General features: G+C 67.5%; 23 protein-coding genes. 9 read left to right on the top strand and 14 right to left on the bottom strand.

Features of this window, described 5'->3' with window-relative positions; genetic code table 11:
• Positions 1-179 precede the first annotated feature (179 nt).
• Entirely contained in the window at positions 180-641 is a 462-nt protein-coding gene (locus ACM6LU_RS14975; RefSeq protein ID WP_414938264.1) for an SRPBCC family protein, read from the top strand.
• On the opposite strand, the gene ACM6LU_RS14970 is transcribed toward ACM6LU_RS14975, so the two are convergent.
• The 5 genes from ACM6LU_RS14970 to ACM6LU_RS14950 all read right to left on the bottom strand — a co-directional run bounded on the left by ACM6LU_RS14970 (position 632) and on the right by ACM6LU_RS14950 (position 5,434).
• Positions 632-2,224, bottom strand: a complete 1,593-nt coding sequence (locus ACM6LU_RS14970; protein ID WP_414938263.1) for a phytoene desaturase family protein — start codon at positions 2,222-2,224, stop codon at positions 632-634. The two genes, ACM6LU_RS14975 and ACM6LU_RS14970, sit on opposite strands and share 10 nt — an antisense overlap.
• Positions 2,225-2,264: 40 nt before the next feature.
• The gene (locus ACM6LU_RS14965; protein WP_414938262.1) at positions 2,265-3,341 is read right to left on the bottom strand and encodes an NAD-dependent epimerase/dehydratase family protein; all 1,077 of its coding nucleotides are present in this window, start codon (positions 3,339-3,341) and stop codon (positions 2,265-2,267) included.
• Between the two features lie 180 nt (positions 3,342-3,521).
• Positions 3,522-3,719 (bottom strand): DUF4383 domain-containing protein, encoded by a 198-nt coding sequence (locus ACM6LU_RS14960; RefSeq protein WP_414938261.1) that lies wholly within the window; start codon positions 3,717-3,719, stop codon positions 3,522-3,524.
• Between the two features lie 184 nt (positions 3,720-3,903).
• A complete protein-coding gene (locus ACM6LU_RS14955; RefSeq protein ID WP_414938260.1) occupies positions 3,904-4,377 on the bottom strand; it encodes an SRPBCC family protein in 474 nt (157 codons plus the stop codon).
• Between the two features lie 166 nt (positions 4,378-4,543).
• Positions 4,544-5,434: a MerR family transcriptional regulator gene (locus ACM6LU_RS14950; RefSeq protein ID WP_414938259.1), complete on the bottom strand. Its 891-nt coding sequence runs from the start codon at positions 5,432-5,434 to the stop codon at positions 4,544-4,546.
• 378 nt (positions 5,435-5,812) lie between these two features.
• On the opposite strand from ACM6LU_RS14950, the gene ACM6LU_RS14945 reads away from it, so the two are divergent.
• Both ACM6LU_RS14945 and ACM6LU_RS14940 read left to right on the top strand, forming a co-directional pair.
• The gene (locus ACM6LU_RS14945) at positions 5,813-7,042 is read left to right on the top strand and encodes an NAD(P)/FAD-dependent oxidoreductase (protein ID WP_414938258.1); all 1,230 of its coding nucleotides are present in this window, start codon (positions 5,813-5,815) and stop codon (positions 7,040-7,042) included.
• An 85-nt stretch (positions 7,043-7,127) separates the two neighbouring features.
• Complete coding sequence (locus ACM6LU_RS14940; RefSeq protein WP_414938257.1) at positions 7,128-8,624, top strand: FAD-dependent oxidoreductase; 1,497 nt, start codon at positions 7,128-7,130, stop codon at positions 8,622-8,624.
• A gap of 8 nt (positions 8,625-8,632) precedes the next feature.
• On the opposite strand, the gene ACM6LU_RS14935 is transcribed toward ACM6LU_RS14940, so the two are convergent.
• The 3 genes from ACM6LU_RS14935 to ACM6LU_RS14925 all read right to left on the bottom strand — a co-directional run bounded on the left by ACM6LU_RS14935 (position 8,633) and on the right by ACM6LU_RS14925 (position 11,101).
• Positions 8,633-9,520 (bottom strand): SDR family NAD(P)-dependent oxidoreductase, encoded by an 888-nt coding sequence (locus ACM6LU_RS14935; protein WP_414938256.1) that lies wholly within the window; start codon positions 9,518-9,520, stop codon positions 8,633-8,635.
• Entirely contained in the window at positions 9,517-10,704 is a 1,188-nt protein-coding gene (locus ACM6LU_RS14930; RefSeq protein WP_414938578.1) for a zinc-dependent alcohol dehydrogenase, read from the bottom strand. The genes ACM6LU_RS14935 and ACM6LU_RS14930 overlap by 4 nt, the downstream gene beginning before the upstream one ends.
• Before the next feature lie 100 nt (positions 10,705-10,804).
• Positions 10,805-11,101: a WhiB family transcriptional regulator gene (locus ACM6LU_RS14925; RefSeq protein WP_414938577.1), complete on the bottom strand. Its 297-nt coding sequence runs from the start codon at positions 11,099-11,101 to the stop codon at positions 10,805-10,807.
• 274 nt (positions 11,102-11,375) lie between these two features.
• Here ACM6LU_RS14925 and ACM6LU_RS14920 point away from each other — a divergent pair, with 274 nt between their 5' ends.
• From ACM6LU_RS14920 to ACM6LU_RS14910, 3 genes are read left to right on the top strand one after another with little or no spacing between them, the layout of a single operon-like run.
• The gene (locus tag ACM6LU_RS14920; RefSeq protein WP_414938255.1) at positions 11,376-11,783 is read left to right on the top strand and encodes an SRPBCC family protein; all 408 of its coding nucleotides are present in this window, start codon (positions 11,376-11,378) and stop codon (positions 11,781-11,783) included.
• Between the two features lie 51 nt (positions 11,784-11,834).
• Positions 11,835-12,278: an SRPBCC family protein gene (locus ACM6LU_RS14915; protein WP_414938254.1), complete on the top strand. Its 444-nt coding sequence runs from the start codon at positions 11,835-11,837 to the stop codon at positions 12,276-12,278.
• 59 nt (positions 12,279-12,337) lie between these two features.
• Entirely contained in the window at positions 12,338-12,628 is a 291-nt protein-coding gene (locus tag ACM6LU_RS14910; RefSeq protein ID WP_414938253.1) for an iron-sulfur cluster biosynthesis protein, read from the top strand.
• Positions 12,629-12,884: 256 nt separating this feature from the next.
• Here ACM6LU_RS14910 and ACM6LU_RS14905 read toward each other — a convergent pair whose 3' ends face one another.
• A complete protein-coding gene (locus ACM6LU_RS14905; protein ID WP_414938252.1) occupies positions 12,885-13,370 on the bottom strand; it encodes an STAS domain-containing protein in 486 nt (161 codons plus the stop codon).
• 406 nt (positions 13,371-13,776) lie between these two features.
• On the opposite strand from ACM6LU_RS14905, the gene ACM6LU_RS14900 reads away from it, so the two are divergent.
• Positions 13,777-14,379, top strand: a complete 603-nt coding sequence (locus tag ACM6LU_RS14900; protein ID WP_414938251.1) for a sigma-70 family RNA polymerase sigma factor — start codon at positions 13,777-13,779, stop codon at positions 14,377-14,379.
• Entirely contained in the window at positions 14,376-14,660 is a 285-nt protein-coding gene (locus tag ACM6LU_RS14895; RefSeq protein WP_414938250.1) for a hypothetical protein, read from the top strand. The genes ACM6LU_RS14900 and ACM6LU_RS14895 overlap by 4 nt, the downstream gene beginning before the upstream one ends.
• A gap of 240 nt (positions 14,661-14,900) precedes the next feature.
• On the opposite strand, the gene ACM6LU_RS14890 is transcribed toward ACM6LU_RS14895, so the two are convergent.
• The 5 genes from ACM6LU_RS14890 to ACM6LU_RS14870 form a co-directional block, all read right to left on the bottom strand.
• Positions 14,901-15,089 carry a hypothetical protein gene (locus ACM6LU_RS14890; RefSeq protein WP_414938249.1) on the bottom strand — a complete coding sequence of 63 codons (189 nt, stop codon included), beginning with the start codon at positions 15,087-15,089 and terminating at the stop codon, positions 14,901-14,903.
• A 260-nt stretch (positions 15,090-15,349) separates the two neighbouring features.
• Complete coding sequence (surE, locus tag ACM6LU_RS14885; protein WP_414938248.1) at positions 15,350-16,090, bottom strand: 5'/3'-nucleotidase SurE; 741 nt, start codon at positions 16,088-16,090, stop codon at positions 15,350-15,352.
• A complete protein-coding gene (locus ACM6LU_RS14880; protein ID WP_414938247.1) occupies positions 16,090-17,013 on the bottom strand; it encodes a PfkB family carbohydrate kinase in 924 nt (307 codons plus the stop codon). The genes surE and ACM6LU_RS14880 overlap by 1 nt, the downstream gene beginning before the upstream one ends.
• 45 nt (positions 17,014-17,058) lie before the next feature.
• The gene (locus tag ACM6LU_RS14875; RefSeq protein ID WP_414938246.1) at positions 17,059-17,655 is read right to left on the bottom strand and encodes a response regulator transcription factor; all 597 of its coding nucleotides are present in this window, start codon (positions 17,653-17,655) and stop codon (positions 17,059-17,061) included.
• Positions 17,656-17,830: 175 nt separating this feature from the next.
• Positions 17,831-18,502 carry a hypothetical protein gene (locus ACM6LU_RS14870; RefSeq protein ID WP_414938245.1) on the bottom strand — a complete coding sequence of 224 codons (672 nt, stop codon included), beginning with the start codon at positions 18,500-18,502 and terminating at the stop codon, positions 17,831-17,833.
• A gap of 1,354 nt (positions 18,503-19,856) precedes the next feature.
• Between ACM6LU_RS14870 and ACM6LU_RS14865 the strand changes: the two genes are divergently transcribed.
• A complete protein-coding gene (locus ACM6LU_RS14865; protein ID WP_414938244.1) occupies positions 19,857-20,255 on the top strand; it encodes an ATP-binding protein in 399 nt (132 codons plus the stop codon).
• Positions 20,256-20,620 lie beyond the last annotated feature (365 nt).

Raw genomic sequence — 20,620 nt, 5'->3', positions numbered from 1 at the left:
GGATTACCCGCAGCGTACGGCTCCCACACACACGCGGCCGTTCGGAGGCTTTTTGCGAAAGGTCCACCGGATCGGTCGCGGTCGATCTGTCCTTCCGCGGCGAGCAGGGTGGCGCCCCAAGGCTTCAAGCCGTGTCAGCGGGGTACTCGGGTTCTGCCACCCCAAAACAGGAGGACACCGTGACCGAGGTCAGCCGCATCATCGATGTACCGCCGGACGCCGTTTTCGCCGTGCTCGCCGATGGCTGGCTCTACGCGGGCTGGGTGGTCGGCAGTTCCCACATCCGTGACGTCGATGAGGACTGGCCTGCCGTCGGGTCACGGATCCACCACAGTGTCGGGCCGTGGCCGCTGCACATTCAGGACGTCACCGTGGTCAAGGCCGTCGAACCCGGCACTTTCCTTTCCCTGGAGGCGAGGGGCTGGCCGCTGGGTGCGGCCGACGTCGGGCTCACCCTGCTCCCCCACGGCGAAAACAAGACCGAGGTCCGGATGACGGAAAAAGTCATCCGTGGTCCCGGCAAAGTGCTGCCGGAGGCGGTTCAGGCGCTCGTCGCGAAGCCTCGCAACACCGAGGCCCTCGCGCGGCTCGCCGATCTGGTGACCGGGAAGTACGCGAACCGCAAGAGCGCTCAGTCGTAGACCGCCCGGTTCGCGGCGCGGATCACCGCCGCGTAACCCCCGCCGAACCGACCGGCCCGTGCCAGCGCGGCGCGGGCCGCGTTGGCTCCTGGTCCGCCGTGGACCGCTCCTCCCGGATGGGCCGCGGAGCCCGCCAGGAACAAGCGGTCGACCGGGGTGTCCGCACGGCCGAGGCCAGGGATCGGACGGAAGAACAACTGCTGGTGGATGGCCGTGGTGCCGCCGTTGATCGCGCCGCCGACCAGGCCGGGATCGTGACCCGCGAGTTCGAGGGGGCCCTGCACGTACCGGCCCTGGATCAGGTCGAGGAATCCCGGCGCGTTCGCCTCGACCGTCTTCTCGATCCTCGCGACCTGCCGGTCCAGTGCCTTCCGGTTCTCCATGATTCCGCGTGGTGCGTGGGTGTACGCCCAGGCCGCTTCGGTGCCTGGAGGTGACCTGTCCGGGTCGCTCGTCGTCATCTGCCCGAACAACAGGAACGGAGTACGCGGGCTCCGGCCGCGCACAAGGTCGCCGCCGAACGCCGACAGGCCGTCCAGGTCGGTGCCGAGGTGGATTGTTCCCGCGCCGCGAGCGCCTTCGGCCTTCCACGGAACGGGGCCGGACAGCGCCCAATCCACCTTCACCGTTGCGCTGTCCCACTGGAACCGGCCGAGATCGTCGAGCAGCCGGGACGGAAGCCATTCCGGCGCGACCATTTCGCCGTACAACGTCGGCGCCGGTACGTCCGCGAGAACGGCTTTGCGGGCCCGGATCGGATCACCCGCGCTGTCGCGCACTCCCATCGCACGTCCGCCCGCGACAAGTACTTCCGTGACAGGACAACGGCATCGGACCTCCCCGCCGCGAGCGACCAGTCGCCGCACCAGCGCGGCGGTCAGCTCCCCCGCTCCGCCGACCGGCACCGGAAAACCAGCGTCCTGGCCGATCATCGCGAGCAGCCAGCCGAACACCGCGCTGCCCGCGTTGTCGACGGAAAGGTCGCTGTGCGCGGCGTTCCCGGCCAGCAGCAACCGCGCCCCTTCGCCGTCGAAGAGCTCTTCCCCGAAACGGCGCGCGGGCAACGTGAGCATCCGGGCCAGGCGCAGCGCGTCGGCGGTCCCCGTGTGCCGCAGCAGCCGCAGAGCCGGGCGCACCGGCGGGAACGGGGTGAACAAGGCGTTGAGCAACGGCTCGCGGATGTCCTGCCATTGCGCGAAAAGACGCTTCCAGGCGGCGCCGTCTCCCGGCGCGAACTCGTCGGCCGACGCCGCCGTTCGCTCGATGTCCCGTGAGAGCACCACGCATCTGTTGTCGGGCAACACGTGCGCGAGCACTTCGGGAGCATGCCGCCAGCGCAGGCCTCGCTCCTCCAGACCCAGTCCCCTGATCACCGGCGACACCGCGGTGAGCGGGAAGAAGGCACTGCAGAGGTCGTTGCGGAAGCCCGGCCCGGTGACTTCTTCGGTCCGCACCGCGCCGCCCGGCTTGTCCGCCTGTTCCAGTACCAGGACCGACCAACCCTCGTCGGCCAGGAGGTTCGCCGCTACCAGGCCGTTGTGGCCGGCACCGATGACGACCGCGTCGAAGACTTCCGTGCTCATCCGAGCCTCCCGATCGTCGGGTCGTCAGGTCGTCAGGTCGTCAGGATTGCGATTGGTGGCTCGGCCTCACCCGGGCGAGCGAGCGGAGCCGGGGAAGAAGGCCGTCGCCGCGCGGTGGGGCGAGCGGCGGGCTCGCCGCGCCCTCACCCGCCCGGAGTCCGGCGACCAGTTCGGCGATCACACTCGCGGCGTCGTGGCGGGGATTCCACCCCAGTACGGTCTCGGCGAGCGTGGTGTCCATGAGCGGCGCTTTGTCGGCGAGATCCAGCCAGCCGGGGTGCAGTGGCAAGGCACCGGCCCGCCAAGCGGCGAGCGCGGCCACGCGGACGAGCGATCGCGGCGCCGGGACGCGGATCCCGCCGAGCAGACCGGCCAGCGCGTCGGCGTCGAGCACTTCGGGCGCGGCCAGATTGACGGCTCCGGTGAAGCGGCTCGCGAGCACCAGGCGGATGGCTTCGGCGACATCGGCACTGTGCACCGCCTGCGCTCGCAAATCCGTCCACAGTGGAATCGGCAGCCATCGCCTGCCCACGATGCCGGCGGGCACGGCCGGACCGAGCAGCCAGCGCTCGAACTCCCCCGCCGCCCCTCGCTGCAAAATCGCGCACGGACGCAACCGCGCCACCCCGATGTCCGGGTTGTTCCCCTCGAACCGGTCGAGCAGACCCTCCAGCGCGGCCTTCCCGCGACTGTAGGCGCTGGTCGCGATCCCCTCGCACGGCCAGTCCTCGGTCACCTTGTCCCACCGCGGCGCGACCCCGTATGCGGCGACCGACGACAGGACGACCAGATGCGGCACCCCGGCCGCCGCCACCGCGGCGAGCACGTTGCGGGTGCCGTGATCGTTCGTCCGCCACATCGGCGGATCGTCGCGCCCCGGCGAAATCGCCCAGGCGAGATGGACGACCGCGTCCGCACCTTGGACCAGATCCGCCAGCTTCGCGCGGCCGACGTCATCCCCGAGGTCCGCCGCCCACCAGCTGGCCGCGCGATACGGCTCGGCCGTGGTGTCGGGGAGTCTCCGTGCCACCCCGATCACCTCGTCGTCACCGGGCTCGAGGGCATGAAGCAGCGCTGTCCCGACATTGCCGGTGGCACCGGTGATCACAATCCGCACAAGGGAGGCTTACCCGGCCGGATGGAGGTGGAAACCCTGGCGTTCCGGCCATCCGAGGCGTTTGCCCGCTGTTCACCCCGGGTGGTTGGTCGGCTGCGCGGCCGTCTTGCTTCTGACCGTCGGCCTTCTTGGGCCAGGCGAACGTCGTGGTCGAGACCATGACCGTCGGCGACCCTGAGGTCACTGGTGCTGGATTTCGGGTTCGGGATATTCGCCGCGCCGTCGCTCGATTCCAGTGGTGATCAGCCCCAACGCGATCATTCCGATCCCCAACCCGAAGTGCAGCCAGTTGTCGGCGCTGTTCACCGGAAGGAAATTGGCGTCGCCGTGACCGGACGAGCCCCGACAGACACACCTTGTTCGCTGGAAGCATGACATCGGTGGCGTTTTCGAAATGCGGCATGCCGCCTTCCAAGGGATAGGGCGAATTCCGGGCGACAGAACGCGGCCGGTCCCCCTTCGAGAATGTCCCTCACGAAGGGAAACCGGCCGCTATGCGGCGGCGGACCTCCGGAGTGGAATCCGCCGCCTGCCCTCGGATCCGCGAAAGCGGAAGCGGAAGTCAGCTCGGCTGCTGGGGCGCGCGGTCGACGTCACCGCGCCAGGAGCCGGTCGCGTGACCGTCCCGGTTCTCGATGAAGGTCTTGAAGCGGTCCAGGTCGCTTTGGACGCGACGGTCGATGATGCCGAGCTTGTCCGCGACGTTCTCCACGAATCCCTCGGGATCGATGTCCATCTGCACCGTGACGCGCGTGTGGGCGTCGTCGATGCGATGGACGGTCACCACGCCGGCGTGGTTGGGGCCTGAAACAGACTGCCAGGCGACTCGCTCGTCGGGATGCTGCTCCGTGATCGTCGCGTCGAACTCACGGGTCACCCCGCCGATGGTGGTCTTCCAGTGCGTGTGCGTGTCGTCGATCTGGTCGATCTGATCGACGCCTTCCATGAACCGGGGGAAGTCGGAGAACTGGGTCCACTGGTTGTACACCGCCGGCACGGTGGCCTCGACGTCGACCGACTTGATGATGGTGCTCATTGCGGCAGCTCCTTGAGGTGGTGGTTCGGTTGCCGCACCTGCGTGCGCGGGCATTCCCTGGCTACCCGCCCAGCGCGGAGGTAAACCGATCCGTATTCGACTCGCTTCGGGAACGGGCTCGCCGCCACAACCGGGCGGAGGCGCGGCGCATCGGCGGCCGGGCGAATCAGCCCTTCACACTTTCGGCGGCGAGATCCAGCGCGTCGGTCAGCTCGTCGACCCGAGGGACGTCGTCGACGGCGCGTTCCTTCCAGCCAGGGCCGGCCAGGGCGACGTCGAAGCCCCGGCGCCGCAGGCGCTGGCTCAGCATGTCGTCGGCGGTGTTGACCGACATCGACCACAGCAGGGTCAGGGCCGGATCCAACCTCGACGCCATCCCGAGAGTGGTCTCGGCAGGGGCCATTTGCCCGAGGAACACGGCGGGGATTCCGACTTCCGCCATCGATGCCCGCAGGACCTCCATCGGCAGACTGTGCCGCTCTTCCGGGCAGCAGGCGAGGAGCACGACACGACCGGAAGCCGTGGACGCGAACCTGCCGCTGAAACGCTGAAGCGCGAGTGAAACCTCGGCCGTCAGCGCCCATTCCGATTCGAAGCACACATCGCCACGCAGCCAGCGGCCCCCGAGGTCGCGCAGGACCGGGATCACCACATCGGCCCACATCCCGGCGGGGCCGAGCGCGTCGAGCGTCTCGTCCAACAGCACCGCCAGCGACGCGAACTCGAGCGCTTCCGCCGCGCTCTCGATCTCCTCGACCCTCCGGCCGATCGAGATTTCGGGGATCGCGTCTTCCTCGCCGGAGAACACCGCCCCGGCGGCTTCGCGCGCCCGCATACCGCGGTCTATGAGTCGCTGCATATGCTGCAGCCGACGCACGTCGGCATCGGAATAGCGGCGATGGCGCCCATCCGCCCTCAGCGTGGGTCCAACTCCGTAACGCGCCCCCCAAGTACGCAGCGTAACCGGTGAGACACCCAGCAGTTCCGCGACTCTGCCCGGGGTCCACGAACCCGCACCCCGGGGTCCGGCAGGGTGGTTCATCTCGTCGACGTCCATTTGCTCCGCGTTTCCACGGGCCGGAAACCGCCCCGTTGCCACGCTCCGTGCCTCTCCACTTCCCTTTGCGCCGTCCGACAACCGGCCGACGCCCGCCTCTACGGATACGGCATTCGACGACAGAAGGACACTCGCCCGGGGCAACAATCGTAGCCGTCGGCACATTTTGTGACCTAAATCGCAGTAGATCACCCACTGGAGGCGGTGAAGCCACGACCCGCCTCGTCGGTGGACAAGCCCACCCAGGTGTGAAACGGTTGCGAATCGAATAGCTCGGCGACGGAGTTACCGCACGCCGGGCCGCGTGCGGCTCGGCGTGCGGCGCACTGCTATCGACCCGCCCGTCGCGTTCGTGGACCTCACCGACGGGAGAATCAGATGACCGAAACACCCGATGTCCTCGTCGTCGGAGCGGGCCTCGCCGGACTGAGCGCGGCGACCCGCCTTCACCGGAGCGGTGTCCGGGTCACCGTGCTCGAGGCGGCCGACGACGTCGGCGGCCGCGTGCGCACGGACGAGCTCGACGGCTTCCGCCTGGATCGAGGCTTCCAGGTCCTCCTCCCCGCCTATCCGGCGATCCGTCGTCTGGTCGCCGTGGACGAACTGCGGCTGCGGAAGTTCACGCGCGGGACCATCACCGCCGACCATCGCTGGCTGGCGGGCCCGTGGCACGGCCTCCCCGCGATCGAGGGACTGACCCGGTTCCTCGCGCGTCATCCGAGTGACGGCGTCCGCATGGCGGCGCTGGTTTCGCGGGATTTCCTCGCGCCCGATTCGGTCGTCCGCAAGGACAACCAGCGCACGACAGCCGAGGAGTTCCGACGCTGGGGACTGTCGGCGAGCACAATCGAGAAGGTGCTGAGGCCGTTCCTCGCGGGAGTGTTCCTCGATCCGGCGTTGAGCACCTCTTCCCGGCTCTTTCACTTGCTGTGGCGGAGTTTTCTCCGCGGAGGCGGTGCGCTGCCCTCGGAAGGAATGCAAGCTCTTCCCCGGTCGCTGGCGGCCGGCCTGCCGACCGAGACGATCCGGACGGACAGCGCGGTCGCCGAGGTCACCCACGACGGTGTCCGGACGAAATCAGGCAAGCACCTGACCGCCCGTGCCGTCGTGGTGGCCACCGACGGAGAAACCGCCTCGCAGCTGCTTCCCGGGGTGGAACCACCGGAATGGCACGCGGTCACGACCTTCTATTACCGGGCGAGCGCGCCTCCCCTGCGTTCGCCCACTCTGCTCGTCGACGGCACCAGTGGCCTGCTGATCAACACCGCGGTCATCAGCGAAGTAGCCCCGGAATACGCGCCAGAGGGCTCGGCTCTCATCGCCGCCTCGGTGCCCGACCGAGCCGACACGCACCTGGAAGCACAGGTACGGGAACGCCTGGCTTTCCTCTATCGAACCGACACGAGCGCTTGGGAACTCTTACGCGCTTACGCGCTGCCACGAGCTCTGCCGGTCTTCCCCGCCGGCGCCCCGTTACGACGTCCGGTGCGCGTCGGTGACGGCCGCTACGTCTGCGGCGACCACCGCGACACGCCTTCCGTCCAGGGTGCGCTGGTGTCTGGTCAGCGGGCCGCCACCGCCGTCCTCGCCGACCTCGGACGTCTTTGATCGAGCCGGCCGCCGGGCGCCGGCGCGTCGTTTCGATCCCGGCGGGCCGGGTATGCGCCGAAGGACAAGAGAGGAAGGTGTCACGATGGCCACTCGGGCTACGGCCAACCCATCATTGTGGTCGCAAGACGTTCCGGCCACGGCGTCCGAAGTGCTTTCCGGCAGGCACACCAGCCACGTGGTCGTCATCGGAGGCGGGATCGCCGGCCTCACCACCGCCCTTCTGCTCCTGCGTCGCGGCTTCGAAGTCGCACTCGTCGAGGCCGAAACCGTCGGTAGCGGGGCGAGCGGCAACAACACCGCGAAGGTGACGGCGCTGCAGTCCACAAAGTACTCGACCTTGACCAAGTCCCACAGCGCCGCGACCGCGGCAGGCTACGCGTCGGCCGCCACAGCCGGTGTGGAACTCCTGTCCACATTGGCCGAACCGCTCAGCTGCGACTTGCGGCGCGCTCCGGCGGCGACCTTCGCCTTGACCGAGGCCGAACGCGACACCGTCCGTTCCGAAGCCGACGCGGCGGGAAAAGCCGGCCTCCCCGTGGAGTGGGCCGAGGAGTTGGATCTGCCCTTTCCCACCTACGGCGCCGTCCGCCTGCCCGGTCAACTCGTCCTGCATCCGGTGAAATACCTGCGGGGGCTCGCTGCCGCGTTCGTCGCCGAGGGTGGCCGGTTGTTCGAACACAGCAGGGTCCTGAGCGTGTCCAACACCATGCCGTTCGAGGCCAGGACCGCCGGCGGAACCGTCCGGGCCGAGCACATCGTGGTGGCGACCCACTATCCGATCCTGGATCGCGGCCTGTTCTTCGCCCGGCTCGACGCCGAAAGGTCCTATTGCGTCGCGATGCGCCTGCGTGACGAGGCCCTGCCTGAAGACTTGTCGATCAGTGCGGGAAGTCCGTCTTACTCCTTCAGCCGTCACGGCGAACACCTCATCCTCGGAGGCCAGAGTCATCCGGTCGGAGACCGCGGCATCGACTTCGAGCGTTATACCGCCCTCACCGACTTCGCCCAGAAGTACTTCGACGTCACCGAAGTAACCCACCGCTGGTCAGCGCAGGATCCACACGCCTACGACGACTTGCCCATGGTCGGCTCCTATTTGCCGGGAGCTTCGCGACTTTGGGTCGCGACAGGATTCGCCAAATGGGGCCTCGCCATGGCCACGATCGGCGCCGAGGTCCTCGCCGATCGCATCAGCGGTGCCGGAAATCCGCACGCCGCCCTGTTCTCCCCGCATCGCCTCAGTCTCCGGAACGTTCCCGCGCTGGTTCAGCAGAACACGAAGACCGCCAAAGACCTTGTCGGAGACCGGTTTTCCCCGGTGGACGGACACGACACGGCCGAGGTCCCGATCGATGAGGCACGGGTATGCCGTGACGGAACCGGCAAGAAGGGCGTGTACCGGGATCAGTCGGGGGCCCTGCACGCGGTCTCGCTACGGTGCACCCACCTGGGTTGCCTTCTGCGCTTCAACGGGGCCGAACGCAGCTGGGACTGCCCCTGCCACGGCTCTCGATTCGACGTCGACGGAGCAGTTCTCGAAGGACCTGCCGTCGAGCCGCTCCCCCAGCGCGATCCCTGAAGCATCGGTCAGTGAGGCTCCGGCCAGTGCCCGTGTACGCGTTCACGCGCGGGCACCGGCCGGTGTACGTTGCCCGCGGTGGGCTTCGAGTGCCCGCGGCTGAGCGCGGCCAGCCGGAACAGCGGGCCGACCAGCCTGTCGTAGAGCATCGGCAGGAGCCGGAATCCGGCGATGACCATCGGATTGCCCGGTCCGACCGCGACGGACACGTGTCCGCGCGGCCGGTCGGCCAGCCGGACGATCGCCGCGCCCACCCGTTCCGGGGCGAGGACCGGCCACGGTGGCCGGACGACCCGGCCGGAGTAGTTGGCGGCCTGGTAGTAGATCGGGGTATTGATACTTCCGGGACTCACGACGCAGACGTGGACCCCGGGTTCGTCCCGCGTCTCTTGTTGCAGGGTGCGCAGCACTGCGCGCTGTCCCCATTTCGACGCCGCGTAGGCACCCATCTGCGGGACGGTGACCGAGCCGAGCAATGAGTTGACCCCGATGAACGTGCCCGTGCGCTGTCTGCGCAGTACCGGGAGAACCGCGCGGCTCAAGTGGACAGTGCCGTGTACCGCGGTGTCGACGACGGCGGTGAACACATCCGCCGGCATCGCCTCGACAGTGCCGTAAGCCATCACCGTCGCGGTGTGCACGACGACGTCGATGCGGCCGTGCCGGTCCAGCGTCCGCGCGACGATCCGCTCGGCGGCGGCCGGATCGCCGATGTCTTCGACAACGGCGTCGACTTCACCGCTCCCCGCGTCCCGGCACGCCGTTTCCGCGGCTTTGAGCGCGTCGGCGCTGCGCGAGACCAGCACCAGGTCGTCATCGCGGGCGGCGAAGGCGATCGCGGCGGCCAGCCCGATCCCGCTGCTGGCACCGACGATGATCACGACCCGACCGGTCAAGGGTTGAGCACCACCTTGACGCAGCCGTCGAGCTTGTCCCGGAACATCTCGTAGCCGCGCGCGGCGTCAGCGAGGGGAAGGTGATGCGTGGTGAGGTCCAATGCGCCGAGCGGGTCGGCCGGGTCGAGCAGGAGCGGCAGGATCTCATCGGTCCACAGCCGCACGTGGGCCTGGCCCATGCGCAATTGAATGCCCCGGTCGAACATCTCCATCATCGGCATCGCGTCGACCTCGCCGCCATACACGCCGGAGATCGACGCCGTCCCACCCCGTCGCACCCCCTTCACGGCCGCGTGCAGAGCGTCGAGCCGGTCGACGGCCAGCTTGTCGGTCACCTTCTGGGCGAGCGCGTCCGGGAGGAGGCCCATGGCCTTCTGCGCGGCGGCGACGAGTCGTCCGCCGTGGGCTTCCATCCCGACGGCGTCGATGGTGGCGTCCGGACCGCGGCCGTCGACCAGGTCGATCAACGCGGCGGCGACGTCGTCGACGTGATCGAGGTTGACGGGTTCGGCCCCGTATCGCGCGGCGAGCGCGAGCCGTTCCGGTACCCGGTCGACCCCGATGATCCGGCCGGCCCCGAGGTGGGCGGCGATGCGGACGGCGAACTGCCCGACCGGGCCGAGGCCGAGGACCGCCACCGTGCCGCCGGGTGGCACGTCGGCGTAGCGGACGGCTTGCCACGCGGTCGGCAGGATGTCGGAGAGGAACAGGAACCGCTCGTCCGGCGTGCCCTCCGGGACGACGATCGGCCCGAACTGGGCTTGCGGCACGCGGAGGTACTCGGCCTGTCCGCCCGGCACGGAGCCGTAGAGGGAGGTGTACCCGAAGAGGCTCGCGCCTTTGCCCTGATCGCGGACCTGCGTCGTCTCGCACTGCGCGAACAGGCCGCGGCCGCACATCCAGCAGTGACCGCAAGAGATGTTGAACGGCACCACCACGCGGTCCCCCACCGACAGATGACCGGCGGCGTCGGAACCCACTTCTTCGACGATGCCCATCGCCTCGTGACCGAGGACGTCACCCGGCTTGAGGTACGGGCCCAGCACACCGTAGAGGTGCAGGTCCGAGCCACAGATCGCGGTCGAGGTGACCTTGATGATCGCGTCGGTCGGCTCCTCGATGCGGGGGTCCGGCACCTCGGTAACCTGAACCTTTTCGTTTCCTTGCCATGTCAATGCTTTGATGTCGACTCCCGGGTTCGTGCTTTCAGGCGACCGCGGACGAGGCCGACCACGGACGGCATACCCTCGCCCGTCGGCGGCAAACGGGCTGTCGCTTCCGCGATCAGGCGGTCGCCGCCGAACCGCCCCGACGGCTGAGGACCACTGCTCGTTCGGCGACCGTCAGGCCGCCCCAGACGCCGTAAGGCTCCCGTACTGCCAAGGCATAAGTGCGACACGACTGGATGACCGGGCAACGGAAACAGACCGCCTTGGCGCGATTGGCGCGGCCGCCGGCGGCCGCGCCGCGTTCGTATTCCGGATGAAAGAACATGTCGCTGTCCAGTTCGCGGCACGCGGCGTCGATCTGCCAATCCCCGAGCGTCGTGATCGGGCGGGGCAACCGGCTCACGTCGGCCATGACGGCCCTCGCGAAGACAAATGCATGTCGACCGGCCTCCTCGATGCATGGTTTTACCGGGCGGGTTCCGCCATGGACCGGGGCGGTGACGCGAGCCGGATCGGTCGCGCCGTCCACCGGCGCGCCGCGTGCCGAGATCGACAACTCGGTCTTTCATAGCGTTGCACAATCGATTCAACGCGGCAAGAGGTGCGATGTGTGAGATCACCGCCGAGGGGTATCCGCCCGTCAATCGATGCCAGACCGATGCAAACCCCCAGCAAGGACGGTACCCATGGGTGACTACCAGAAATCGATCACGGTCGACGTCACGCCGGCGCGTTTGTTCGCCTACCTCTCCGACGTACGCAATCTTCCGAAGTACATGCCTCGCTTGACCTCCGCCGAGCCCACCGACGGAAACAAGGTCGAGGTCACCGCTCAGATCTCCCCGGACGACGCTCCCGACCGGAAGGTGGAAGGAGAGGCCTGGGTCAACGTGATCGAAGACGGCAAGCGGCTGGAATGGGGCGCCACCGGTCCTCACGACTATCACGGTGAGTTGCACATCGGCCCCGGTGACACCGCGCAAAACGCCACTCTCGTCGTCGAGTTGCACACCGAACGCACCGAAGGAGACCAGGTCGATCGCGGACTGACCGAAACCCTTTCCGGTATCAAACAGGCTGCAGAACACGGCTGAACACCGTCGTCACAGCAAGGTCCGAACCACTCCACAGCAAGGAGAACCAAGATGGTCGAGGTCACCCGGAGTTTCACCGTCGACACGTCCCCGGATGCCGTCGTGGACTATCTGCGCGATTTCTCTCGTGCCGTCGAATGGGATCCGGGGACCGTAGCCTGCGAGCAGATCAGCCCCGGACCGATCGCCGCCGGCGCTCGATGGCACAACACGTCCAAGATCGGCGGCATCGAAACGGAACTGACCTACGAATTGACCCGGCTCGAGCCAGGCAGGGTCGTCTTCGTGGGAAAGAACGACACCGCGACGTCGACCGACGACATCACCGTCACCATCGGCGCGAAGAGCGGAACGGCGAAGCTGACCTACCACGCCACCATCGAATTCCATGGCGCGGCGAAACTGGCGGCCCCCATCGCCAAGGTCGTGTTCGAGAAGGTCGGCAAGGACACCGAGGACAGTCTCATCCGGATTTTCAGCGCCTCGGCGAAATAGGACAACGATCCTGAACCCGCCCCCACCGGTTCGAAATCCGACGACAGACGGGATCATTGATGTTCACGGTGACCGAGTCCGCCATCGAGGCGATCACCAAACTGGTGCAGGCGGAGAACGTGCAGTCCGACGGCGGCCTGCGCCTGACCCTGGACGGTCTCCCCGAAGACGGGGCGAAGCTGGATGTCGAAGTCGCCGCCCGGCCTGCCCAGGGTGACGACATTATCGCGACCGCGGGCACTCAGGTGTTCCTCGCCAGGGAGACCAGGGTCCGCCTTACCGACAAGGTCCTCGATGTCCGCAAAGACGTCAACGGGCACTACACGTTCCTCATCACGTCAGAACTCTGAGCCCGTCTACGGACTCGTCGGAGACCACGACTCCGACGCGGCATCCCACCCGCGCACTTCGGTGCCCAGCGAACCGTGGTCTCCGCCCATCGGCGCGGCGATCCGCGCCGATGGGCCAACTCCCCGGCAGTCGATCGACTGTACCGGTGCCGTGTCGTTCGTCAAGGGAATTTATCTTGCGGTGGCGGGAATTCAGAGGACTTCCGCCACGCGATGGGGGAAGTTCCTTCGTCTTGCCCAGCGCGGACTCCCCTGATCACGAACTCGGCCCGGGGTCGTAAACGGGGTGCTGCAGTGCCACTTCTCGTACCGCATCGGACAGCCGCGGATAGACCGGCACCCGTACATCGAGGGCGAACAGCCGCAAGATCCGCAGCACCGATGACGTGGCGGTGACCAGACCCATCCGGCGACGCTCGGCTCGAGTTCGGGCGCAGGCAGTCTCGAGCACGCCCAGCCCCGCGGCGCCGAGGAACGTCACCCCGGACAGGTCGATCACGGTGCAGGCGGGCAAAGGCTGGTTCAGCTTCCGTTGCAGCAGCGGCGAGGTGGTCACGTCCAATTCGCCGGACACAGCGAGGATCAGCAGGTCGGCGGAGTAAACGTGCCCGACAACTTGCGTCCGCCGGTACACGAAGGGCTGGGCGTAGAAACCAAGGCGGTCACCGGAGGCCGTGGCCTCGAGGACCGTAGCGGCATGGTCGTGATCGAGCCGCACCGATGACTGGAACGGAGAGGTCATGAGGATCTCCCGGAAAGCGGGACGACGAGCAACCTGCGAACGGGACCCTGCACAGCATGCGAAAGCCTCGCGGTAGCGCGTCGCCAGGCCGCACGTCGCAAAGCGTGGACAGTGCGGAGGCGGACATTGGCGTCAGTCACGCGAAGCTGGGTCCGGAGCCCACGCACCATCAGCATACTCCGTCGAGGGATTTTTAACAGTGCTCGCACCAGGGGTTTCCGAACCATGAATCGATCGTGCATCGTTTCGCGTGTGCGCTCTTTGCGCCGCCTCTCACCCGAACCGATACCTGGTCTGCCCAGAGTGGCGACGTGTTTGCCGACTGAGTGCCGGGGTAATCCAGTGGCACAAGGGCTGCCCCAGTCCCCGGCGGTGTGAGTCTTCCCGTCCACTTGGGAGCGGCCTGGTGACCGACACCGACAATCCAGCACTCTGCCGGAGACTGCTGCAGCGAGCAGGGCACGGCGATACCGCCGCCTTCGCCGAACTGTACGACCGCACCTCTCAAAGCGTCTTCAGGCTTGTTCGCAGCATCCTGACTGAAGCGGGCGCGGCCGAAGACGTCACCTGTGAGGTGTACCTGCACCTTTGGCGCACAGCGCCCCACTATGGACCCGGCGACGGCGACCCGTTCACTCTCTTGATGACCACGGCACGCAGGTACGCGCTCGACCAGATCGACAACACTCCGACCGGTGACGGGGCATCAGAACAACTACCGCGAACCGTGTCTTCCGAGTGCGTCGCCGGACTCGTCGAGCAGTGGGCGTGTACTCACCTGCTGGCCGCGGTTCCCCTCGAGTCCCGCGAGACCCTTGTCCTGGTTTACGTTCGCGGTCGGACGCCGTCGGAAGTCGCCGAGCAGATCGGAATCCCGGAGGCCACGGTGATCTCACGGCTACACGATGCCTTCTCGGCTTTGCGTCGGCAGGGCTGCGACCGCCCTGGCATTGCTTCACCCCAGGCCGCCGCGCCGAGTCAGTCCCGACCGCGGGAGGACGCACGATGACCGACGTCATGCCACAGTCATCGGTTTCCGCCGCGGCGGAGACCGTCTCTTTCCGTTCGGCCGACGCCGTGCTGCTGTTCAGCCGGCGCGCGCTGACCGCTATCCACCACGCCACCCACCACGGGCTGTTCACCCTGCACGAAGCCTCCGCCATGGCGGACCGTGTCCGTACTCTGACCGCCGAGACGCTCATGTCGCTGGCGGCAGCCACAAAAGACCAGGACGGCCTCGATCGGCAGGCGGTGCCGGGATCCACTTCGGATATCCGCGCTCGCACCTAGCGACGAATGATCGCGCGCTCGCACCCAACTGAGCCGCCGATGCCCGGACCGAGCGGGCTGGGCGACGTTGCCGCTTGCCGGTTCTGCGCGAGTGAGCCGCGCGCTACGGCTCGTTGCGGGGAGATCACCCGCAACGAGCCGTAGCCGCGATCCGTTGACCAGGCCCGTGGCTCTGCGGCGCCTTTCCCCCCAGTGACACCAGGCTGCACCGGCAACTCAGATACAGAAGGACTCCCGAGGTCACGTCTGGTAGCGCAGGTACCGCATACCGAGACCCACCGCGGCGCAGAACACCAGCCCGACAACGACCAGTACTCGGCGCACACCCTTCGGCTTCGGCTCTCGAGCCTCCATCGACAACCCGAAACCGAACAGCGCGCCGAACACCACCCCGATGACACCACCCAGCACCGGGTCCAACCAACTCACTTCGGCATCCGCGGTGGAGCCGTACCACACACCCAGCCCGCCAAAGACCACAGCCGGAACAACCGTCATCACTCCGGCGTGACCGGCAATCCAGCGCCTGCGCCGGTGTTGCCCCTCCGACACGGCAGCTTCCTCACCCAGTGAACTCGACATGATCGTGTGCTTCCCGAACCGGACACCCGCCAAACCCGAACGATGCTCAGATTACGCAGGGATCGGGACTGCCCCGACGCGTCGAGCACCTGAGGGGACGTGAACGATCACAGGCGCAGGTCAGGGTCCTCGGAGACGGAGCGAAGCGCGGTCACCGTCGGATAGCCGTCGGCGAGCAGGCGAGCGTCGCTGTCGGGTGCCAGGTCTCCGTCGACGGTCACAGCGGTGAGAGTGAACGTGCCGTCTTCGCCGTCCTGGATGTGGCTGCGCACCGCGCCGAACTCGGCCAGCCCGGCGGACTTGGGGGTGTCCGTCTCGGCGCGGTCGGGAACGTTGAGGTTGAGGACAGCGCCCGCCGGCAGCGCCGTGAGCCTGTCGAACAGCGTCGCGGCGACGGTGACCGCGGCGTCCCAGTGTGGTTCCGGACCTGGATCCAAACCGACGTCAAGGGAGACCGCGAGCGCCCGCGCGCCGTTGATCGACGCGGTCAGCGCCGCGCCCACGGTGCCGGAATGCAGGACCGCGCGGCCGACATTCGCCCCGCGGTTCACCCCGGACAGGACGATGTCCGGTGGCTCGCCGAACGCTCCCTGGGCGGCTGCCAGCACGATCAGACCGGGATGTGCGGTGACGGCGTGCGCCGGCACACCAGGTAAACCGGGTAGCTCTCGCCGTTCGGCTGTGACCCGCCCCTTCTCCCCGGCTCCGGTCAGGCCCGCGCTCGTACCGCTGGCCTCCGCGGCGGGCGCGGCGACCACAACGGTCCAGCCGTGCTCCACGGCACCGCGCACGAGGGCGGCGAGACCCGGTGACTCGATCCCGTCGTCGTTGGTGATCAGCGCACGCATCAGGAGCCCTCCCACGGCGTCAACCGCACACGTTCGGTCAGTTCCCGTACCGCTTCGTCATTACCCGAACCGAGGCCGTGCCGGGTCACGTTGACCGCTCCCGCGGCCGCCCCGAGCTTCAGCGCCTCCTCCAGTGAACGGCCCTGCGCGAGGCCGACGGCGAGCCCGGCGGTCATCGAGTCGCCGCCGCCGCGGGTGTCCACGGGCGTCAATTCGGGGGACTTCACCAGGACCAGCCGATCCTCGAGAAGGGCGAGCGTCTCCTCGGCCGCACGGGACACCACGACCACGCGAGCGCCACAGGACGCCAGCTTGCGGCATCCGGCCGCGAGGTCGTCCAGCGAGTCGGACTCGGCCAGGCCGTCGCCGACCATTTCTTCGTGGCTGATCTTGATCACCGCCGGGCCACCGTCGAGCGCCCTGGCAAGCCGTTCCCCGGACAGATCCACCACCACCTGCGTGCCCTGGGAACCGAGGTCACGGGTAAGCCGCTCGTATACCGAATGTGGCACCGGGACATCGTCTTCGGCGGGGCCGCTGAGGATGGCGACGTCCGCACGTAGCCCCTGGACCAGCATCAGTTCGTAGAGATCGTCCAGCTCGTGCCGGGTCAGCGCGTCGGCGGGCATCCGTACGACTTCGTCGCGGTGACCGTCCCGTCGATCGTGCACGTAGGCGCCGTTACGCGCGGCCACCTCGCGGACCTCGACGTCGACACCGATCAGGTGCCGCAGCACCTGACCGGTCTCACCGCCCAGCGCGCAGCACACCACCGCCCGCGCGCCCAGAGCGTCGATCATCCGCGACTGCCACACCCCCTGCCCGCCCGCGTGCACGTGGACATCGGGCACGCCCTCGATCTCTTCCACCGTCACCGTCAACTGCGGAGACGGCGCGAACACCGCTACTCGACCTTCAGCCATACTCGCTGTTACCCGTATTGTCTGATTTCATGCATTCGTGTGGTGTCAGATCAAGACACCTCGACGGAAACCGTGGGCGACGGCTTGGGCCCGGTCTTGCGCCCCGAGCTTCTTGAACAGCCGCTGCGCGTGGGTCTTCACCGTGTCTTCGGCCAGGTGCAGTTCACGACCGATCTCACCGTTGCGTTTGCCTTGGCTCATCCCGGTGAGGACCTGTAGTTCACGACCTGTCAGCTGGACGCCGAGAGACGACGGCTGACGCGGCGCGGGTACCGAAATGCTGCTGAGGGTGTCGGTGAGGGCGGCGACGACCGCCGGCCAGGCCGAGTCCCAGCGAACGTAACCCCGGGCGCCGCCGATGATCGCGCCCGCCACCACACGAGGATCGTTGGCGACCCCGAAGACCAGGACGTTGGCCCGGCCGTGCGCGGCGACGAGCCGTCGAACCGCCTCCACGCCGGTCGGCGCAGTGCGCTCCAGACCGACAAGGACCAGATCGGCAGGCCGTTGGGAATACCTGACCAGCAACTCCTCGGTCGTTGCCACGCAGTCGATCTGGCCGACGCCGGGAAGTGTGGACACGACCCGGCTGACCGCGTCCCGTACTTTGCCTCGGCTGTCACAGATCAAGATCGCTGTCACGGCGTTACCCTTACTCGCATGTGCGACCACAAAATGAGCACACAACCTCTTCGTATTTGACTTGCCGTAGCGACGCTGCGCGAATACTCGTAGACCGGGAAGTTCCGCGGCCTGACCCACGAGCGCCTGCCGGGGCCCGGCACACCCGGGCCCCGGCCACGATCGAACCTCGCCGCTACTTGCGCAGCAGGGTCCCCGCCGAGTCGGCGACTTGCCGCACCGCCGCCAAGACGGGCGCGTCCGTCAGCGAAGGCGCGACAAGGCCGGTCGAGGTCTGGCCGCTGTCGAGCAGGGGCACCTTTTGGGCCAGCGTGGCGAGCCCTCCGAGGTCGGGTGTCGAGACGCGGCTCAAGGCTTCGCGGGGGGTTGCGATGTCCGGAGTATCAGCGTGGAGAGTGGTAACGCGAGTCCCCGTACCGACGTCGAGCGAATCGGCGGAGACAGTCCCGTTCACCGGAAGCGAGTCCTGCGCGTGCTCCACGCGCGAGAGAACCGGCAGAACAGCGGGTTCGACGGCATCCAGCACGCTGGTCAGGTCCGGGTCCGGGTAGATCGGCCCGACCGGTGTCGTGGTCGGAGGCACCGCGGCCGGGACATCGGTCGTCACCGTCGCGATGGCGGGCCGCAGTGAATCCTGGTTCGCCGTGTCCAGCTGTTCCAGCGGCCGCGCTTGCCGCAGGGCCTCGGTCGATCCGCTCACCGCGGGGGTGACGATGTGCTGGTCCAGCGCGGAGGCAGGCAGATCGGGGTTGACGTTCTCGGTCGCCGAGGCGACACCCGTCCCCAGCATCAACAGGCCACCACTGGCCAGCGTGGTGCGCAGGAGGTACTTCACCCAATTTTGCATGACAAATACTCCTTGTTCTTGAACAGGAAACGTTCGTGGCGGCCCGTTGACAGGTGTAGTGGGCAAATCCACCACAGGGAAAGAGAACTGAAGATCGACCGCCGAACTCGTGGACGGTCAGCCAGGCGTGGCATCGGGCCGGATCACTGCGGCCTGTGCAGCCTCGTGCCCGAATTCGCCGTAGGCCAAAGAAATTCGAATGGTCCTTGCCGCGCAGCCGAGTACGACAGCGCAACTCCTGTGCTCACCGCCGCATGCCACGGCGAGACTTGGCGAGGTTCCACATGCCGACAACGGCGACCGCGGTGGATCCGGCTCCCCCGCCAGGTGACCGGTTTCGCGCGGGTGCGGCGCCGGAGGTGAATGATCATCGAGGACCTTGTGCCGACTCGACGACGGAAAAGCAATGGCGTCGCCTGCCCCACTCCAGGAGGCCAGGACTAAAAAGGTGCCGTCCGGATTCGATACCGGCAGAGCACGGGGAAAAGTCGCGACTTCGACGCGGCCGCGTCTGGCATCGATCGGCTGCCGCGAAGTGGATACGTCAAGCGACGCGGCCGCATGGCGAACTGTCCCGGCGTCGGCGGCGACCTCACTCGCTGCGGGACTCGCCGCGTCCTCAAGGTGTTTCGTCGAAGCGGCGGCGCGTCCGATGAGCGCTTCCGCGACCACGTGCGGGGTTCGGCTCGCTACCGCGAATACAGGATCAGGCAACCGAAAACGGGTCGCCGCGGCCGTCGGAGCGCTCGGCCCGTCGGCGATCGGGGTATCGGCCCCCGCGGTGACATCGCCTGCGATCCATGCCACGGCGGTAGCCGCGACCACACCGCCCACCAGGATGAGCGTCCGAGCCAGAACCCGACCGGCACGCACCGTGTCGATCGTCTGGCCACCCGCGTCCATCACAGCGTCTGACTCCGATTACTCGTCGATTCTGTTCGTCTCCGACATCAGCACTCCGATGTCGCGAGCGAATCATAATTACGACGCGTGGCCGCTATCCGGCACCCCTGGCCCGAAAATTCGCCGATGCCGACACGCCTCCGCTCCTGCGAACGCCGAGTCGAAGCTGACCAGCGACAATTCACTGAGTGCCACGAAAGCGGTGCAGTCAATAGGCGCGATACCAATTCACTCGAATCGGTGACCACGGCGTGGGTAAACGGCGTCTGGGCGTAACACGATCGCGGGTATTGCTCGCCTGGAGACCAGATGCTCGCGTAGCTCTTGAAGAACCTTCGTGAGCAGTCGGGGACGTTTTCATGGTCCGCTAAAGTGGTCTCAACCTCTCGGGAAGCCCGGGAACACCCGGAGGGCAGCGGTCAGTTCGGCAGGTGACAGGAGTACGCCAGAGATGTCAGCCGATTCCTCAGCCTTTGAACTGGCCCACGAGGTCTCCGCGGTATCGGCCCAGGCCGCCCGCCTAAGGAACGTGCTCGCCGAGTGGGCCCGTGCTCAAGGTCTGTCCGCCGAGCTGGCCGAGGACGTCAAGCTCACCGCGTATGAGGCCATGACGAACGTCATCCGGCATGCCTATGCGGGCGGAACCGACAACCTCATGACGGTCACCGCGGTGCGCGCGGCGGGCTGGATCACGATCACCGTCGCCGATACCGGCAGCTGGCGAGAAGGTCATCGTCCGGGCGGTGGCCGCGGAGTGCCGATCATCGCCACCTTCGCGCCGAAATCCTCGGTGACCACCACCTCGGCCGGCACCACCGTCAGCGTCTCCTGGCCGCTGGCCCACCACTGACAGCCGGCCCGGAAAAGGGGAATTCCTCTTTTCACGAGAAATCGATCACACTGCGAGGAATTCGCTTCGGAAAATTGACGCGACAAAACAGCCCTATGCCGCCGATGGGGCGCGGACGCGCCTTCTCGGCCGGAGCGCGGTTCACGTTAGTGCGTCAGGGAAACGGCTGATGGGGAGCACTGCGGCGTCTCGCTCGGCGGGATGCGGCTGGCTGCTCAACCGTTGCGGCATAGCCTAGTACAACTTCGCTATGCTCGGGAACGCCCGGGTCGTTCCTTCCCGCCCGTGCGCTTCAGCTGGTTAGTTGGTTCTTTTCCTCGACGCTACAAATGAAGAGACGTGGTGACGGATGGGCGGGTCGGCAG

It is taken from the genome of Amycolatopsis sp. cmx-11-51 (genome assembly GCF_047608665.1).
Classification (GTDB): Bacteria; Actinomycetota; Actinomycetes; order Mycobacteriales; family Pseudonocardiaceae; genus Amycolatopsis.
Note: the sequence above shows the minus strand (reverse complement) of the source record. Positions and strands in the feature narration are given on the sequence as shown.

Excerpts from the sequence above, each read along its gene's own strand:
- ACM6LU_RS14970 (WP_414938263.1), bottom strand. The coding sequence starts at position 2,224 with ATGAGCACGGAAGTCTTCGACGCGGTCGTCATCGGTGCCGGCCACAAC.
- ACM6LU_RS14960 (WP_414938261.1), bottom strand. The coding sequence starts at position 3,719 with ATGTCATGCTTCCAGCGAACAAGGTGTGTCTGTCGGGGCTCGTCCGGT.
- ACM6LU_RS14955 (WP_414938260.1), bottom strand. The coding sequence starts at position 4,377 with ATGAGCACCATCATCAAGTCGGTCGACGTCGAGGCCACCGTGCCGGCG.
- ACM6LU_RS14950 (WP_414938259.1), bottom strand. The coding sequence starts at position 5,434 with ATGGACGTCGACGAGATGAACCACCCTGCCGGACCCCGGGGTGCGGGT.
- ACM6LU_RS14945 (WP_414938258.1), top strand. The coding sequence starts at position 5,813 with ATGACCGAAACACCCGATGTCCTCGTCGTCGGAGCGGGCCTCGCCGGA.
- ACM6LU_RS14940 (WP_414938257.1), top strand. The coding sequence starts at position 7,128 with ATGGCCACTCGGGCTACGGCCAACCCATCATTGTGGTCGCAAGACGTT.
- ACM6LU_RS14925 (WP_414938577.1), bottom strand. The coding sequence starts at position 11,101 with ATGGCCGACGTGAGCCGGTTGCCCCGCCCGATCACGACGCTCGGGGAT.
- ACM6LU_RS14920 (WP_414938255.1), top strand. The coding sequence starts at position 11,376 with ATGGGTGACTACCAGAAATCGATCACGGTCGACGTCACGCCGGCGCGT.
- ACM6LU_RS14915 (WP_414938254.1), top strand. The coding sequence starts at position 11,835 with ATGGTCGAGGTCACCCGGAGTTTCACCGTCGACACGTCCCCGGATGCC.
- ACM6LU_RS14910 (WP_414938253.1), top strand. The coding sequence starts at position 12,338 with ATGTTCACGGTGACCGAGTCCGCCATCGAGGCGATCACCAAACTGGTG.
- ACM6LU_RS14905 (WP_414938252.1), bottom strand. The coding sequence starts at position 13,370 with ATGACCTCTCCGTTCCAGTCATCGGTGCGGCTCGATCACGACCATGCC.
- ACM6LU_RS14895 (WP_414938250.1), top strand. The coding sequence starts at position 14,376 with ATGACCGACGTCATGCCACAGTCATCGGTTTCCGCCGCGGCGGAGACC.
- surE (WP_414938248.1), bottom strand. The coding sequence starts at position 16,090 with ATGCGTGCGCTGATCACCAACGACGACGGGATCGAGTCACCGGGTCTC.
- ACM6LU_RS14880 (WP_414938247.1), bottom strand. The coding sequence starts at position 17,013 with ATGGCTGAAGGTCGAGTAGCGGTGTTCGCGCCGTCTCCGCAGTTGACG.
- ACM6LU_RS14870 (WP_414938245.1), bottom strand. The coding sequence starts at position 18,502 with ATGCAAAATTGGGTGAAGTACCTCCTGCGCACCACGCTGGCCAGTGGT.
- ACM6LU_RS14865 (WP_414938244.1), top strand. The coding sequence starts at position 19,857 with ATGTCAGCCGATTCCTCAGCCTTTGAACTGGCCCACGAGGTCTCCGCG.